Source organism: Erwinia mallotivora, from assembly GCF_000590885.1.
GTDB lineage: Bacteria > Pseudomonadota > Gammaproteobacteria > Enterobacterales > Enterobacteriaceae > Erwinia > Erwinia mallotivora.
The window spans coordinates 62,272-79,168 of record NZ_JFHN01000056.1; the positions used below are offsets into that span (position 1 = coordinate 62,272).

Consider the following 16,897-nt stretch of genomic DNA (forward strand, 5'->3'; position numbering starts at 1 on the left):
GGCGATAATGCGTAGATTTCTTCAACTCACCCTGCTGCTGCTGGCGACCGTCAGCTCACTGGCCTGGGCCGATCGCATCCGCGATCTGACCACCGTGGGTGGCGTGCGGGATAACTCCCTGATTGGTTACGGGCTGGTGGTGGGACTGGACGGCTCCGGTGACCAGACCACCCAGACGCCGTTTACCACCCAGAGTCTGAACAACATGCTGTCACAACTGGGGATCACCGTCCCCAGCGGCACTAATATGCAGCTGAAAAACGTTGCGGCAGTGATGGTCACCGCCAAACTGCCGGCGTTTGGCCGTCAGGGCCAGGTGATTGACGTGGTGGTCTCCTCGATGGGTAACGCCAAAAGCCTGCGCGGCGGAACGCTGCTGATGACGCCTTTAAAAGGGGTTGATAATCAGGTCTACGCGCTGGCGCAGGGCAACATTCTGGTGGGGGGAGCGGGTGCGTCAGCCGGTGGCAGCAGCGTAACCGTTAATCAGGTAAACGGCGGACGGATCACCGGGGGCGCGACCATCGAGCGTGAACTGGCCAGTAATTTTGGTACTTCCAACGTCATCAACCTGTTCCTTAATGAAGAAGACTTCAGCATGGCGCAGCGCATTGCTGATGCGATCAACGCCCGCTATGGCTCGGCGCAGGCGCTGGATGGCCGTACCGTACAGGTGCGGGTTTCTGCCAACGGCACCTCTCAGGTGCGGTTGCTGGCGGAGATTCAGGACATTGACGTCTCGGTTCCGCTTCAGGATGCCAAAGTCATTATCAACTCGCGTACCGGCTCGGTGGTGATGAACCGCGAAGTGATGCTCAGCAGCTGTGCCATCGCGCAGGGTAACCTGTCGGTCACCGTTAATCAGTCACAGAACGTCAGTCAGCCCAATACGCCGTTTGGCGGCGGGCAGACGGTGGTAACACCGCAAACCCAGATCGATATGCGTCAGAGCGGCGGCTCGCTGCAAAGCGTCAATGCCAGCGCCAACCTGAACAGCGTGGTGCGTGCCCTGAATGCGCTGGGGGCATCGCCTATCGACCTGATGTCCATTTTGCAGGCGATGCAGAGTGCAGGCTGTCTGCACGCCAAACTGGAAATAATCTGATGGGTGATTCTCAATCTCTGATGAGTGCGGCTTACGACAGCCGCTCACTGAACAACCTGAAACGTCAGGCCAGCAGCGACCCGAAAGCACACGCAAGGGAAGTAGCAAAGCAGGTGGAAGGGATGTTTGTACAGATGATGTTAAAAAGCATGCGTGACGCGCTGCCGCAGGATGGACTGCTCAGCACCGAGCAAACGCGCCTGTATACCTCAATGTACGATCAGCAGATTGGGCAGCAGATTGCCGCAAAAGGACTGGGACTGGCCGACATGATGGTCAAACAGATGGAACAGGCCACCACGCCCGATGAAAAAGCGGGCACCGTGCCGATGCTGCTGGATAAGAACTTTATTAATACCCTGCCGCCGCTGGCGATGGAGCAGCTGGTACGCAAAGCGGTGCCGCGCCTGCCCGCTGCTGATACCCCGCTCAGCGGTGACAGCAGCGATTTTATCGCGCAGCTGTCGCAACCTGCGCAGCAGGCCAGTGCGGAAAGCGGTATCCCGCACCACCTGATCCTCGCCCAGGCGGCGCTGGAATCAGGCTGGGGACAGCGGCAGATCCGTACCGCAGATGGCAAGCCAAGCTACAACATTTTTGGTATCAAAGCCTCCGGCAACTGGCAGGGGAAAACCACCGAAATCACCACCACCGAATATGAAAACGGCGTGGCGAAAAAAGTGAAGGCCACCTTCCGGGTTTACGACTCTTATTTCGACGCGCTGAACGACTACGTCAGACTGATTGGTAACAACCCCCGTTACGCGGCGGTCACCACGGCGTCAACGCCGGAGCAGGGCGCAAAAGCCCTACAGGCGGCCGGTTATGCCACCGATCCTAACTACGCGCACAAACTGGTGGGGATGATCCAGCAGTTCAAATCCATGGGCGAGAAAGTGGTGAAAGCCTACAGCCAGGATATTGGTGATTTGTTCTGATTAAACGATGTGCTGAGACGCCAGTTTTTTCGGTTTTTTCGCTCAAGTTTATCGCGTCTGAACCGATAACGATAAGAGGCCGGATTTGTGTTAAAGCAGACCGGCACCGATTTTAATGCCGGCCCGTGCTGTCAGGGTAAAAAAGGAACCGACATGTCTAACTTAATCAATACCGCGTTAAGCGGGATAAACGCCGCCTCGGCAGCGTTGAATACCACCAGTAACAACATCAGTAACTACAGCGTTGCCGGCTATTCACGTCAGACCACGGTCCTTGCCCAGGCCAACAGCACGCTGAGCGGAACCAATTACTACGGTAACGGAGTGTCGGTAGCCAGCGTTAACCGTGAATACGATGCGTTTATTACCAACCAGCTGCGCGCGGCGAGCACCAGCTCCAGCGCGCTGACCACGCAGTATTCACAGCTGTCAAACATCGACGATATGTTCTCCAGTTCGACCAACACCCTGTCGACCAACATGCAGGACTTCTTCGCCTCGCTGCAAACGCTGGTCAGTAATGCCGATGACTCCTCATCGCGCCAGGCGGTGCTGGGCAAAGCGGATGGGCTGGTCAACCAGTTCCAGGTGACGGATACCTATCTGAAAAATCTCGACAGCAGCCTGAACACCTCAATCAGTTCGACGGTGGACCAGGTTAACGGCTATGCCAAACAGATTGCCAACATCAACCAGCAGATCACCAAGCTGAAAGGCGCGGGTGACGGCAGCGCGCCTAATGCACTGCTCGATCAGCGCGATCAGCTGGTCAGTAAACTGAACGATCTGGTCGGTGTTACCGTCAGTCAGCAGGATGGTGGCAGCTACAACGTCAGCATTGGTAATGGTATCAGCCTGGTGCAGGGCGACAGCTATAACCAGCTGGCAGCGGTGGCCTCCAGCGCCGATCCGACCCGCACCACTATCGCGACGGTGGATGCCTCTACCGGTGCTAAAACTGAAATTCCGGAAAAACTGATCACCACCGGTTCTCTTGGGGGGCTGCTGGCCTTCCGGACCGATCTGGACAACACCCGCAACCAGCTGGGGCAACTGGCATTAGGCCTGGCCAGCAGCTTTAACACCCAGCACGAGGCAGGTTACGACAGCAACGGTGATGCCGGTGAGGCCTTCTTCAACTATGGCAGCCCGTCGGTCACCACCAACACCAGCAACAAAGGCACTGCGTCGATGACGGCGACGGTTACCGATGCCAGTGCGGTGCAGGCTTCCAACTACAAAGTGAGTTATGACGGCACCAACTGGAACGTCACCCGCCTGTCGGATAACGCGTCCGTAACGGCCACCTCTGGCACCGACAGCTCCGGCAATGCCACCCTGAGTTTTGATGGATTACAGCTGACGCTGGGCGGTACGCCAGCCAGCAAAGACAGCTTCCTGGTGAAGCCGGTTGCTGATGTGATCAGCAATATGAGCGTAAATATTACCGATGAAGCTAAACTTGCTGCCGCCGGTGCCGATGATGGTGTCAGTGACAACACCAACGCCCAGTCACTGCTGAATTTACAGACCAAAAAAGTGATTACCGGTAACAGCACCCTGACGCAGGCTTATGCCAGCATGGTGGCGGATATTGGTAACAAAACCAGCACGCTGGAAACCACCAGCACCACGCAGACCAACGTGGTGACGCAGCTGACCAATCAGCAGCAATCTGTTTCCGGCGTAAACCTGGATGAAGAATACGGTAACCTGACCCGCTATCAGCAGTACTACACTGCCAATGCCCAGGTGATCCAGACCGCCAGCACGATCTTTAACGCACTGATCACCGCGGTCAGCTAAGGATAAGGAGTTAACTATGCGTCTCAGTACTTTGATGATCTACGATCAGCAGATGCGGGGTATCTCAACCTCCCAGGCCAGCTGGTTGAAAGTGGGTGAGCAGCTGTCATCTGGCAAGCGTGTGGTCAACCCGTCTGACGATCCGGTTGCTGCCGCGCAGGCGGTGGTGTTGTCACAGGCTCAGGCCCAGACCAGCCAGTACAAAACCGCCCGTGGCTTTGCCACCACCAGCATTTCGGAAGAAGAGAACAACCTGCAACACGTCACCAGCACCATCCAGGATGCGCAGACCATCGTGGTTGCCGCCGCTAACGGCACGCTTTCCGATGATGACCGCGCCTCTTACGCGTCGCAGCTGACCGGTCTGCGTGACCAGTTGCTCAACCTTGCCAACTCCACCGATGGCAACGGACGCTATCTGTTTGCCGGTTACAAGACCAATACCGCGCCTTTTACCCAGGATTCCAGCGGCAATGTCACCTACACCGGCGGCACCACCGCCATCACCCAGCAGGTGGATTCCAGCCGCACGATGGTGACCAGCCACACCGGCGATCAGGTGTTTATGGCCCTGACCAGCAATGCCAAAGCCGAACCCGATGGCAGCGCCAGTGAAGCGAATATCTTCACCACGCTGAATACGGCAATCAACGCGCTGAACACGCCGATTGCCAGCGCTGACGATGCTGCGGTACAGGCTTCGTCCGATGCGCTGGACAAGACTAACCGTGGCCTGAGCAACTCGCTGAACAACGTGCTGAAAGTGCGTTCAGAACTGGGAACGCAGCTGAATGAGCTGAGCAATCTGGATGCAAAAGGGGACTCCACGCTGGTCAATCAGACCACGCAGATGAGTAACCTGGTGGATGTCGATTACACCAGCGCTATCTCCTCTTACACCATGCAGCAGACGGCGCTTCAGGCGTCGTACAAGGTGTTCACTGACATGTCATCCATGTCACTGTTTAAACTGAACGCCTGATCATTTTTGTTTTTGAACGTGCTTAAACCGGGTACGTTTAGTTTCCCCGTCATCAGCCTAACCTGCTGTTGACGGGTTTTTTTTGGCTGTTTTCAGCCGGTGTCGACGCTTGCAAGAAAAATGGGGGCGAGGCGGTAAGAGTCCGTGAAAGGAATATCTTTGACAGAGGTGACTATTTACCCATGCTGATAAATTTCTGGTTTTTAAATCCGTTTTATTTTATGAAAAAAAGGCGGCGAATGCATATTGGTTGTAATTGATGCGTTATTAACATGCCAAAATAAAATATAAATAACTTTGTTTTTTTAACGTAATTGTTATCGAAATGATTGCTTTTTTATTTTCAGTCATTGCCAGTCTGACGTTAAATGTTTCATAAGAATCATTTTTCATCCGGTTTATTGATTAAAAAAATGGACCTGTCAGGAATTTTTTTTATTTTTCATCTGTTGCGTTGCTTTATTAATATCTGGTATTACGATTGTTAAAATTATCAGTATTATTCTTTAAAGGATGAGTTCGGACTCTGTTTTTATTACCTGATAGCATCAGCGTCACTGTTTTCCTGTTCGTTGAGAAGACTTCCCATCACCATCCGGAGATTCTTTTCACACTCCTTCAGGCAGTAAATATAGGTTTTCAGTTCCGGGAAAGAGCGGTCAATACTGTAGTTAAAATCGGTGTTAAGACAGTGTTTATTTTTATAAAACGACACCATCGATTCGCTGATCAGACCGACCGCATCGCCGCTACTAATCAGAAAAAGATAGTTATCAATATCATCAACGATAATCACCTGGGCAGCGGGGCAGGCGGTGAGGATCTTCATGTGGGCCGTTTTAATGTAGTGTTCATGGAAGCCGTTACGGGGAATGATAATCGGGATTTTTTTCATATCGCTGATTTGGTAACGTTCAATCCCCTTTGCCAGCAGATAACATACCGGCTCACTATAGAACTCCATCGAACTTAGCCCATTTTCGGTTATCTCCCGGTGAGAAATAACCGCCTGAATTTCACCTGAGAGCAGGGATTCCAGCGAGTTTGTCGCATCACTGGAACAGTAAGAAACTGACTCTGTTTTCTTCCTTTTTTTTATTAATATGTTGAACAAAAAATGATTCAGATTCTCGACGCCAATCATCAGACTCCTTTTAAGGTTCAGGCTGTTGGTTTTCTGGGAAAAGCTGGCTTCGATTTCAGATATTTTCATGTAGTGAGGCATTATCTTTTCATACAGCTCGAGCCCCTTTTTCGTCAGGGTAAAATCATGGTCGGTGCGTGAAAATAGTTTATATCCCAGTTCGTCTTCGAAGAGCTTTATTCTTCTTGATATTGGTGATGAGGTGACAAAAAGAATTTCGGACGCTTTTTTGAGCGATTTTTCTTTCGCCAGAACAATAAATCATTTCAGATTAGATGAAACAAACATACTGCCTCCTGGTGGGGGTATTTAGCGTCAACTTTAATCAGTTGAAATATAACACACTACAGAATTGTCTGAACGGGATTAATCCTAAGATTTTCTGATATTTATCAGTGTTTTCATCATGATACTATTTTTTAAATGACATTTTTAATTTTTAAACTTGTGCGTTTTTTATCATCTGCATAAGCTGCGCGAAGATTCCAGTGGTGACAACATGAGTTAACAGTACCAGAGATTAAAATAGTATGAAACAGGAGGTGAAATCTGAGGCGGTATATTTTATTTTTCATTGAGGTATATTCTCTTATTTATTTTTTATGGTGGCTAAAAATAAATATTTTTATCTGTAATTCTGGAATATGTAATAATCCTGAGCAGCCTCGCACTGTGATTAACCCTTTTCATCTTAACACGATGCTCAGTAACATTTCGGCCCAGCTCAAATGGCTAATTTCCCCCCGACTGAAAGCAGGGTGCACAAACATCTTAAGATGAACGGCGCAGTTGCACAGTGAAAGAAAAAGAATAAAAAAGAACCAATACAAAATACAGATAAGGTTTTTTCAGCTGTTATAACTTCATCAGTCCATGATTGTCTTCTCCTCATTGCAGATAAAAAGATCGTCTGATTTTAAGACCTGCCAGGCACCAGAGATAAATGGGTCAGGCTTATTTACTCTTCTTTTAACCGGCCTGCGCTAGTCATATTTTGATTTGCCATTTAAATATTTTTTCCGCATGTAATTTTTCTGTTAAAACCCCCAGCCTTTTTCTTAACAACAGCCCTGATCTGTTTTTTATCCACAAATAAAAATCTTTTTATGCTTATTTTAATGAGCTTAATTTGATTGTCTCATTTTGAATTGATATTGATGACGATACCCTTATGTCTCCTGTTTATATTAAATCCCGATAATAATCATCCGTTTCAGTCAGTTGCCAAAAAATCATTTCATTACGGCAATTATTGAAATTGAATGTGTTCTTTGTGCGGTTAGTATTAATTGCATAAGAGTTTTCAGGAAAAAATTATTTTTCTGAGGAAAGTAAACAACATCGTGAAATTCACGATGTTTCTGGTTAATTCAATACTACAATCGGAGTGGTTATGTCTGAGAGAGGAAATTCACTACAGAGTGGTGATAATAAAATTGTATTGGGTTTCTGGCACAACTGGCCATCAACAGGTGGTCAGGGATACAGGATGGGCAGCTTTACCGAAATGACCCTGTCTGAAATTCCCGTGCAGTACAATGTGATTGCCGTGTCTTTTATGAAAGTGCTGGATGTTGGCGATCGTATTCCGGACTTCAAACCCTATAAAGGGTCTGAGGCTGAATTCCGTCATCAGATTGATCTGGTCCATGCTCAGGGGCGTAAAGTGCTTATTTCTCTGGGGGGCGCAGATGCGCATATTGAACTGAGCCATGGTGATGAAGACGCACTGGTAGAGCGTATTATTGCGCTCACTAATCAGTATGATTTCGACGGGCTGGATATTGACCTCGAACAGGCGGCGATCACCGCAGCTGATAACCAGACGGTTATTCCTGCTGCGTTAAGAAAAGTAAAAGATCATTTTCGGCAGCAGGGAAAATACTTCACCATCAGCATGGCTCCGGAGTTTCCCTACCTGACTCAGGGGGGGCATTACAGTCCCTATATTAAAAACCTGGAAGGTTATTACGATTATGTCGCGCCACAATATTATAATCAGGGCGGTGATGGACTATGGATCGATGGTGTCGGCTGGCTGGCACAAAATAATGATGCGCAGAAAGCGGATTTCCTGTTTTACCTGACTGAAAGCCTGGTCACCGGCACCCGCAATTTTATTAAAATCCCGCACGATAAATTTATTATCGGTCTGCCGACCAATAATGATGCGGCGGCGACAGGCTATGTAGTCGATCCGCAGGATGTGTACAGTGCGCTCGACCGTCTGGACGCAGCCGGTTTGCCGATTCGTGGCCTGATGACCTGGTCCGTCAACTGGGATGCGGGTGTGACTGCGCAGGGACAACCCTACAACTGGGAATTTATCAACCGTTACGGTTATCTTGCTGGTGACGGCACTGTACCGCAACCCTCTCCACAGCCCGATCCCGCACCACAGCCAGAACCATCGCCACAGCCGGATCCGGCACCAGAGCCAGAACCGTCGCCACAGCCCGACCCGGTGCCACAGCCGGACGAACTGCCGCAATGGCGAGCCGGTGTCCGCTACAGTGATAACGATCGGGTCAGCTGGCAATCACAGAATTACCTCTGTGTCATGCAGCACGATTCCAATCTGTTCTGGTCGCCTGACGTGGCGCATTCACTCTGGCAGCCTGCATTGCGAACCGCTCTGCGTCCGGGCGCTGCTGCGGATGCCTTCACCCAAAGCGGCACGCCCGCATTGCGCCACGGCCATATCGCCACGCCGGCATCCCGCGCCTGGTTTGCATGGCGCAAAGGCCAGCTGAATGCCGGACAGCTTAACCAGCGTGAAGCAGGTAAATTCTTCCCGCAAACTGCCCGTGGCCTGGCCGATGTGGTTGCGCCAACCGATTCCACCAATGCGCTGCCGCCGCCCGATGGCAGAATTGCCAGTGCCAATCAGGGCGATGGCCTGTTCCTTGATGAACCGGGCACACACTGGGAAAAACATACCGTTTCTTCCTCCTCGCTGTTGCAGTTTACCTGGACCTACACCGCCGCGCACTCTACCCGACGCTGGAACTATTTCATCACCCGGGAAGACTGGGATCCGCAACTGCCGCTGAGTCGCGCCCAGTTTGAAGAGACGCCATTCTTCAAAGTGGAGTTTACTGAACAGCCATTCTGGAGCTTTGGTTCCCTGCTGCGTCCATCCGGCCCAAGCGTGCATGACGTTCCTCTGCCGGTGCGCAGTGGCTACCACGTTCTGCTGGCAGTCTGGGAAGTGGCGGACACCGGTAATGCCTTCTATCAGGTTATCGACCTCGATTTTGTCGGCGGTGAAAATCCGGGTGATACAGGCCCTGTTTCCCCGGCGGGTTTGCATGCCAGCCATGTCACCAGTGATTCGGTATCCCTGGCCTGGAATGCGTCAGTCACGGCGGGAGCCTCTTACCGTCTTTATTGCAATAACACCCTGATCCACAGTGGTTCATCGCTGTCGTTCACCGACAGCGGACTGGAGGAAAATACCGCTTACACCTATGCGGTCAGCGCGGTCAATCGGGCCGGGGTGGAATCAACTCGGAGTCAGGAAATGATTATCAGCACCCTTGCTGCGGCTGTGCCGGGCACCACGCCGCCAACGGCACCGTCTCATCTGCACAGTATGGCGGAGACCGCCACCAGCATTTCGCTGATGTGGGGCGCGTCCGATGCCAGCAATCCGTTACAGCACTATCTGATTTACCGTGAAGGTTATGAAATCGCTCGTGTACCCGCATCGCAACTGCGTTATACCGATGTCGGCCTGTCTGCGGAAACCACGTACCGTTACTTTGTCGCCGCGCTGGATTCACGGGATCTGCTCTCTGTACCCAGTAATGTTCTGTCGGTCACCACCAGCAGTGCTGGCGGTAGTGACAGCGGCGGTGGTGACAGCGGTCTTTATCCACAGTGGACGCTGGGCACATTCTATGCCACGGGGGCGAATGTCAGCCACGCAGGTAAAAACTGGCGTTGTCTGCAAGCGCATACCGCCTGGGTACAGGACTGGGCACCTGGTGAAGCCCCCGCACTCTGGGCAGAAATTCGCTAAGCCCGAACGGAGGTAGTGAAACTGGCCAGAGGGAGCTGGTCAGTTTCCGAGCCTGGCCCATCAGGACTGTTTTACCTGCCATTCTGAACCCGGGCAGTGCCCGAAATCCTCACGTACGAGCTGTACGCTCCGGTTTCTGCGCGCTGCCCGTGTCCGGACTGGCTGCGACAATAACGCCTGGTGGGACCTCTTAATATCTTTTATGTCGCCATAACAGCAAGAAGCTGTGCCGGCAGAGGTAACTGTTGCGGATTATTCAGAATGCCATTCACTTCCCGCTACCGGAGGCGAATGCCAGACTCTGTCCGATCGGATATTCAGATACGCTGACGGCACAGTTTTTTATTATTTCTGACCAGAAATTGGGTTGAATTAATCAGAGGTGCCAATGGTTTCCCTCTATGACACTATTTTGCAGCATTGCTCAATATGGGCGGTGGCTTATTTACCGACGCTGTTCTCGGCATTATCTGCGCTTTGTATCGCTTTTTTTATGGGGGTATATGACCGCAGAAAACCCTGGGAAATTATGTCCGGTCCTTTTGTCTGCGCCATATTTACCCTGGCTATTTCGGGGTCGCTGGAATCTCTCGGCCTGCCTGATAACGCGGTAAATCTGGTCGGCGGCATTATCGGTTTTATTGGTGTGGATAAATTACGTTACCTCGTCGAAGGGAAATTATTTAATCGCTTTGGAGTGACAAAAAATGAAAATCAGTGATAACGGTATTGCCTTTATTAAAAAGGAAGAGGGAGAGAAACTGCACGCCTATCTTGATGTGGCAGGTATTCCGACCATTGGCGTCGGTCATACCGGTGAGGTAAATGGCATGCCGATTGCCCGAAATACCCACATCACCGCAGAAAAATCGACCGAGCTGCTGAAAAAAGATTTAGCGACGGCGGAAAGAGCGATTGAAAAGAATATCACCGCGCCACTGTCTCAGAATCAATATGATGCACTGTGCAGCCTCATTTTTAATATCGGTGCGGGTGCCTTTGCCGGTTCATCAGTGAAAAGAAAACTTAACGCCTGGGATTATCAGGGAGCGGCAGACGCTTTTCTGTTGTGGAAGCGGGCAGGTAAAGCGCTGGATATCCTGCTACCGCGCCGCGAAAGAGAGCGCCAGCTGTTTCTCTCCTGAAAAGGCGTACCAGACAAGCAGAAGAAAAAAGAATAATAAGAAGATAATCCGGAGGCCGTAGCGCTTCCGTTACCAGTCCCGTCGCCGACGGGTTTTTTTTTATCTGGCAATAGGCGGTACTCCCGGAAATTCATCACGCTGTCATGCGCCGTTAACCCGGCTGTCATCTTTTCCCCTGATGCTGTTTGTTGAAATCACCACGCGATTACCGCGTTGTCACATTGTTCAGACCACGAAGGGGTAAGCGATGCTGAACAAATCCGCACATCCACTCCCGGTTTACCGGGAGGCCACTCCGCAATCCTGGCGATGCCCACTGTCTGCGCCGGTGCGTCTCAGCCAGCATCTGCCTGAGCAGCACAGTCATCCCGACGGTGAGAAGCTGCTGGCGGTACTGCGTCCCTGTAACCCGGAAGTGGCCACCGCCCTGGGGCTGGTCGAGGGGGCAACCGTGATCCACCTTCGTATGCTGCGCCGGATCGAGGGCGTACCGGTGTCGGTAATAAACCACTATCTGACCGATGCCAGCGGCTGGCCGCTTTTGCAGCAGTTCAGCGGCGGATCGCTGCATCAGTTTATGCAGCAGGAAATGGGGATGGTGTTGCATCATGACCAGACCCGAATTGCAGTGCGCCGTGCGCAGGCCAAAGAAAGCAGGTTGCTGGAGGTGTCACTCCATTCGCCACTGCTGTGCGTGCGAACGCTGAATCGCTGCGCCAGCGGTGCAACGCTGGCGGAATATTCCGTCAGCCTGACCCGCGCCGATATGATTGAACTGACGGTAGAAAACTGAATGGTGCGACTGAAAGCAGGAACCCACAAATGACCTTACTTGCCTGTTTTAACCCTCTGGCGGGGGATGGCGAGGATACCCGCCGACGTATTCGTAAAGCTGTCAATGAACCTGGCGTGGTGGTTTCTTTGCCTGCGCAACCGGGATGGGGCGATGCCTCTGCGGCGGCAACCACGCTGCTGATGACGTTGCCGCAGTGCGAAACGCCGGTCTGGCTGGACAGCGGCCTGCACAGCGAGGCACTGCTTAACACTCTGCATTTACACACCGGGGCTTCGGTGTCAGCTGATAAAAGGGTGCCGTTTGCCCTGCTGCATACCGAATCAGACATCGCTCCCGACGGCTTTTGCCATCAGCTATCGGCAGAAAAACGCACCACCCTGATTATCGAGGTCACGGCGCTGAGTGGCGGTCTGACCCTGCGGCTCAGAGGGCCGTCGCTGAGGGAAACGCGTGCGGTGGCTCCCCGGCTGTCGGAAACGGTGCTGCATTATCTGCGTCAGCGTCCACAGGGTATGGCTCAGCGAGTGGATATGATTTTTACCTGCAAAGAGAAAATGATGGCCCTGCCATCCACCACCGATGTGCAGGTTTGCTGAAGCTGGCCAACAAGGCCTGCTGTCAGCTGGCCTCCCCCGCTGGCGGTGTTGAGCGGGGGAGTGATGCGCGCGGCTGGAGGCTTATCCCAGCGCCGTTTCCCACCACAGCCTGTTCAGCGCATAGTCGCGATTATCGGGATTGGGTGCTTTCTCCCACGGCTTATCAATGATGTAGTGAATATTCTTCACCTTCGCCATATCCCAGATGGCCGCATGCTGGAACGGCAGAGTTTTCAGCGCATTGTAAATCCAGGGCAGCGGTTGCCAGCGCTGATGATAGAAATCGTTGAGGAAATCCTGCTCGGCAAACAGATAGCGCGATAAATCATCCAGCGAGCAAAGATGCTGCATCATATCCTCAAACACCTGCTGGTCTGGTTTCACCACCAGCAGGCCGCCGTTAAGGTAGTTTTCCACTTCGTCAGGTTGCTCGGTGTGTTCCACACCCCGACAGTAGCTGTAAAAACAGTTCTCGGGCCGCCAGCTTTTGGGATAGCTGGCAATTTTGCCAGGATTGCAACGGCAGGCGTGGCAGGCGGCGATCCAGCCCTCAGGCAGCGTCAGTTCAAACAGCTCATCCATGTTACGGGTGACCAGCATATCCGCATCCAGAAAAACAATGCGTTCAAACTCGGTCATCCGCCAGATGTTCAGTTTGGTCCACACCTCAGAAAAGCGTTCGCTGGCGTAGTGCGTGTGCTGGTTATCATCCGCAGCCAGCGTGGTCACTTCACGCAGCAGGCAGCCAGCCCGGACCAGCATCTGACGGCTGGCGGCATCGATATTGCGGGTGACCAGCACCACCAGCGGCCAGGAGGTGTTGGCCTTTTGCAGCGATTTATGCAGCGCCTTCACCCCGTTAAGGTAATCAGGCTCGGTAAGCAGGGTAGCCCATGCTTTCATTCATTTTCTCCTTATTATCAGTCGAGCAGTCTGGCGGTAAATGTGTTGGCAAATTTATGCTGTGGGTCCAGTGCTTCGCGTATTTCGCAAAACGCCTGCCATTGTGGATAGAGCGCAGGCCAGTCGTACAGCGTATCATCGAAATATTTTCCCCAGTGAGGTCTGCCGCCGACCGCTGCCAGCACTTTTTCCACCGCCTTCAGAAACGCCACGCCTTCTTCTGAAAGCGAGCCGTCCTCGGCGTAATAGACCACAAAACCAAAAAAACAGGTCTCCTGCTGATACGCCGGGCTGAGCCAGCTGGCCGACGGGCCGGTACAGCGCAGGATGATCGGATAGTGCATATGCGGCTGGGTTTCGCTGTGCCACTGTTTGATCTCTGCAATCACCTGCGGGACGTGCGCCAGCGGGATACCTATCTCCACGTTGATTTGCGGCGTGGCAATGCCCCGACAGAACACCTGATAAATATCCCCGGTCACGTCTGAGAAATCTTTGAAACGGGTGACGGTGCGAAACGGTTTTCCCTGATCGTCAACGATCTGCGTGTCGCTGCGCATATTATCCAGCGTCTGATCCACCGTGTCATTCATCGCGTCGCTGGTCTGCTGCTGTTTTACCAGATCGTCGTTATTATCGTGATACTCTTCGGTTTCCTCGCGGTCTGCCCGGCGGGCATTCCAGACATGTACCTGATTTTCATCAGGAAACCACCAGATTTTACTCAGGGCATAATCCTGGTTCCACGCCAGCAGATCCTGGCCCAGGGTGTCAGCGTGGGCGGCACTTTTAAAGCAGGTATAGACCGCTAACGGCTGGATGCGCAGGGTCACCTGGGTGACCACGCCCAGACACCCCAGACCCAACTGCACCGCCGCGAAAGCCGGGTGCTGACGATCAAACTCCTCAATGCTGCCATCAGCCATCACCATCCGCAGGCTGAGAAGCTCATCGGCCAGCGAGCTCTGTTTTAACCCCTGGTCGTGCGTGCCGGTGGACAGCGCCCCGGCCAGCGTCTGGACGGCGATCACCCCCGGTGAGGCGGATAACATTCTGTCCATCTCCGTCAGCGTCTGGTACACCTCCTCCAGCGGGGTGCCTGCGGCAAAGGTGGCGCTGGTATCGGTGGATGACAGCAGGCCGCGCAGCTGACAGAGATCGATCAGCACATCCTCCTGCGCCGCCAGCTTCAGCATTCGGCCTGAAGACATCCGGCTGCCCATCACGCGGATCTTTCCTTTGCTGCTGCGAACCAGCTCCTGTAATTCCTGCTCGGTGGCGGGGGTGCGCACCGTGCTCTTGTCGGCCAGCAGGGTATTCTGCGCCCAGTTCCACAGCCCGGCTTCGCTGCCGTCCAGTTGAGGTTCGCGAAGGGGATAACCGTTCTTTTCGGATGACATCAGTAGCTCCAGATTCAGGGCGAAACAGCAGGATGGTATTGGATGGCAGAACAGCATTCTCCGGCTCTGACCGTTCAAGCGTAGCTGAATTACCCCGGAATGACAGAGCTCAGGCGTGCGGCGTGATGCTGACGGACTTCAGAGCGGACGCAGGTAGCGCAGGGTGGCTTCCACCACCAGTCGGCGGTTGCGGGTAATGCTTTGCTGCTCTGTTTCATCATTGCCGAACAGCGTGTGAAACGTATAGCGGTTAGCCACGTTGTGAGTGCAGATGCTGCTGATCAGGCGATGGACGTCCACCGTGGCCACCTCCGGATTGAACACGCCCGCCGCTTTCCCGCGTGACAGAATGCTGTCCAGCACGTCCAGCGCGCTCTGATTCAGCGTCTTTATTCGCGTTGACTGGCTGATAAAACGGCCCTGCATCAGGTTTTCGCTGCACACCAGCCGCAGGAAATCAGGATGGTAAATATGGTAATCGAAGCTGGCTTCCGCCAGTCGCACCATCGCCTCTTCCGGGGGAAACTGTTGCAGATTCAGCCCCATTTCATGCTGGCGTATCGCCAGATAAACCTGCTCCAGCACCTCGACGTAGAGATTTTCTTTGTTGTTGAAGTGGTAAACCACCATGCGTTTGGTGGTACCGGCCTGCTGCGCAATCTGCTCCATGCGTGCGCCCTGCAAGCCGAACCCGGCAAAGGCGCTCAGTGCTGAGGCGAGGATGCGTTTTTTCAGGCCTTGCGGATCATTTTTTCTTTTTTCAGTAGCAGACATAGCAGGTCAGTCAGTCCGTGGTGGTGAAAATGTTCATCAGGATACACAGCGCCAGGACTACCACAGTTACAGGCGGATGATGTGCAGGTCAGCGGTCAAAAAAAGCGTGGGTGCCGTCGATCACGCTGTGATGATGCTGTTTGATTTGCTCATCCAGTTGCGTCCTGTCCGGCAACGGCTGGCCGCGCACCACCGCTTCACAGGTGAAGCAAAACAGCAGAATAGCCCGACTACACAGATGTGCCGCATCACTGTAGCTCTCCAGCGAGACAAAGTATGCGGCGTCACTGGCACCACGCTGCTGACAGCTGTCCCAGACCGCCATCAGCGCCCGCCAGACCTCCGTTGCCTCACCCAGCAGGGCGGTTCTGCTGAGGGAAAAAGCCACGATTTCCGCCATGCGCACAAACAGCGGCTGACGGCTGGCGGAGGTGAACAAAATTTCCAGGGTCTTCTGCCACTGCGTCAGGGTGGTGGAAAACAGGGCGTTTTGCAACTGTTCCGGGCTGGCGTGTTGCCAGGGAAATGCGGCAATCAGCCCGCTGAACTGCTGTTGCCAGGCAATACAGGCCGCCTCATCCTCGCAGGGCACCGGCGGCAGCTGCTGCGCCAGCTGTTGAAACCGTTGCAGTTCACGCTGACGCTTCTGCTCCGACCCTTTAATCAGCCGGGCCTTACGCTGTTGCAGACCGTGTAGCGCATCGAGATCGTGGCAGGTTGCCATGGCGATTTCACCGGCCAGCAGCGCTTTATTGATGATCTGGATACGCGCTGTCGAGGTGACAACCGAACGCTCGGCCAGCAATTCATTTCGGCGGTTAAGGTAAGCCGCAGCAGGACACAGAAAGTGGCTCATCAGCATTCTCATGGTCAGAAAGGCAACGGCGGCGGTTGCCTGTGTAGAGCAGGGAGTATGACACAAGATCGGCCGGTACAACCGGGCCGCGTTGCTTTTCAGCCGAATGCCAGAGGGCTTTAGCCGCCAGGCAGATAAAGTTTGCACAAGTTGATATTTCCCTCTGTGCGCGGCACGCGGTTAAATTCCTTTCAGACCCGCTAACCGCAAGGAAAATACCATGCGAACCTTTGCCCTTCTGACCACCACGAGAAAATGGCTGACCGCGCTGCGCCCGACGTTTTCTCTTACCCTGCCTGCCGATCAACCCGCTGACAGCGCCCGGTTGAGTGAATCGCTGTTGCCAACTGGCCTGTATGGCTTTGAAACCGGCTACCTGCTGGCGAGAGCGCGGTATGAGAAATAGCCGTCACCCTCACCGCATCCGT

Annotated in this window: 14 protein-coding genes and 3 pseudogenes; 11 read left to right on the plus strand and 6 right to left on the minus strand. The window is 53.2% G+C overall.

Annotation, left to right across the window (positions count from 1 at the left end; translation table 11 throughout):
- The first annotated feature begins 7 nt into the window (after positions 1-7).
- From BG55_RS15070 to flgL, 4 genes are all read left to right on the plus strand, one after another.
- On the plus strand, positions 8-1,105 hold the full coding sequence (locus BG55_RS15070; protein ID WP_034939127.1) for a flagellar basal body P-ring protein FlgI: 1,098 nt from the start codon (positions 8-10) through the stop codon (positions 1,103-1,105).
- Positions 1,105-2,043 (plus strand): flagellar assembly peptidoglycan hydrolase FlgJ, encoded by a 939-nt coding sequence (gene flgJ / locus BG55_RS15075; protein ID WP_034939129.1) that lies wholly within the window; start codon positions 1,105-1,107, stop codon positions 2,041-2,043. The genes BG55_RS15070 and flgJ overlap by 1 nt, the downstream gene beginning before the upstream one ends.
- Before the next feature lie 153 nt (positions 2,044-2,196).
- Positions 2,197-3,849 carry a flagellar hook-associated protein FlgK gene (gene flgK, locus BG55_RS15080; protein WP_034939211.1) on the plus strand — a complete coding sequence of 551 codons (1,653 nt, stop codon included), beginning with the start codon at positions 2,197-2,199 and terminating at the stop codon, positions 3,847-3,849.
- A gap of 16 nt (positions 3,850-3,865) precedes the next feature.
- Positions 3,866-4,831 carry a flagellar hook-associated protein FlgL gene (gene flgL / locus BG55_RS15085; protein ID WP_034939132.1) on the plus strand — a complete coding sequence of 322 codons (966 nt, stop codon included), beginning with the start codon at positions 3,866-3,868 and terminating at the stop codon, positions 4,829-4,831.
- 535 nt (positions 4,832-5,366) lie between these two features.
- Here the strand turns inward: flgL and BG55_RS15090 are convergent.
- On the minus strand, positions 5,367-6,044 hold the full coding sequence (locus tag BG55_RS15090) for a type 2 periplasmic-binding domain-containing protein (protein ID WP_034939135.1): 678 nt from the start codon (positions 6,042-6,044) through the stop codon (positions 5,367-5,369).
- Positions 6,045-6,089: 45 nt separating this feature from the next.
- Positions 6,090-6,233 (minus strand): annotated as a pseudogene (locus BG55_RS23535) (LysR family transcriptional regulator); the annotation flags it as partial.
- Between the two features lie 1,135 nt (positions 6,234-7,368).
- Between BG55_RS23535 and BG55_RS23540 the strand changes: the two are divergent.
- From BG55_RS23540 to BG55_RS15120, 6 genes and pseudogenes are all read left to right on the plus strand, one after another.
- Positions 7,369-8,595: pseudogene (locus tag BG55_RS23540) on the plus strand (glycosyl hydrolase family 18 protein); the annotation flags it as partial.
- The gene (locus BG55_RS23545; protein WP_420889622.1) at positions 8,572-9,999 is read left to right on the plus strand and encodes a lytic polysaccharide monooxygenase; all 1,428 of its coding nucleotides are present in this window, start codon (positions 8,572-8,574) and stop codon (positions 9,997-9,999) included. The pseudogene BG55_RS23540 and the gene BG55_RS23545, both read left to right, overlap by 24 nt.
- Before the next feature lie 388 nt (positions 10,000-10,387).
- Positions 10,388-10,720, plus strand: a complete 333-nt coding sequence (locus tag BG55_RS15105) for a phage holin family protein (RefSeq protein WP_034939137.1) — start codon at positions 10,388-10,390, stop codon at positions 10,718-10,720.
- Positions 10,707-11,144 (plus strand): lysozyme, encoded by a 438-nt coding sequence (locus BG55_RS15110; RefSeq protein ID WP_034939140.1) that lies wholly within the window; start codon positions 10,707-10,709, stop codon positions 11,142-11,144. Before BG55_RS15105 ends, BG55_RS15110 begins: the two co-directional genes overlap by 14 nt.
- Before the next feature lie 313 nt (positions 11,145-11,457).
- Positions 11,458-11,937 (plus strand): annotated as a pseudogene (locus tag BG55_RS15115) (UTRA domain-containing protein); the annotation flags it as partial.
- 29 nt (positions 11,938-11,966) lie between these two features.
- Positions 11,967-12,536 (plus strand): phosphonate C-P lyase system protein PhnH, encoded by a 570-nt coding sequence (locus tag BG55_RS15120; RefSeq protein WP_034939143.1) that lies wholly within the window; start codon positions 11,967-11,969, stop codon positions 12,534-12,536.
- An 81-nt stretch (positions 12,537-12,617) separates the two neighbouring features.
- Here BG55_RS15120 and BG55_RS15125 read toward each other — a convergent pair whose 3' ends face one another.
- The 4 genes from BG55_RS15125 to BG55_RS15140 form a co-directional block, all read right to left on the minus strand.
- Entirely contained in the window at positions 12,618-13,439 is an 822-nt protein-coding gene (locus tag BG55_RS15125; protein ID WP_034939146.1) for a glycosyltransferase family 8 protein, read from the minus strand.
- A gap of 17 nt (positions 13,440-13,456) precedes the next feature.
- Positions 13,457-14,839 (minus strand): D-arabinono-1,4-lactone oxidase, encoded by a 1,383-nt coding sequence (locus BG55_RS15130; protein WP_034939149.1) that lies wholly within the window; start codon positions 14,837-14,839, stop codon positions 13,457-13,459.
- A gap of 138 nt (positions 14,840-14,977) precedes the next feature.
- Complete coding sequence (locus BG55_RS15135; protein ID WP_034939152.1) at positions 14,978-15,613, minus strand: TetR/AcrR family transcriptional regulator; 636 nt, start codon at positions 15,611-15,613, stop codon at positions 14,978-14,980.
- Positions 15,614-15,701: 88 nt separating this feature from the next.
- On the minus strand, positions 15,702-16,469 hold the full coding sequence (locus BG55_RS15140; protein ID WP_152542795.1) for a hypothetical protein: 768 nt from the start codon (positions 16,467-16,469) through the stop codon (positions 15,702-15,704).
- A gap of 220 nt (positions 16,470-16,689) precedes the next feature.
- Between BG55_RS15140 and BG55_RS15145 the strand changes: the two genes are divergently transcribed.
- A complete protein-coding gene (locus BG55_RS15145) occupies positions 16,690-16,875 on the plus strand; it encodes a hypothetical protein (protein WP_034939158.1) in 186 nt (61 codons plus the stop codon).
- Positions 16,876-16,897: the final 22 nt, after the last annotated feature.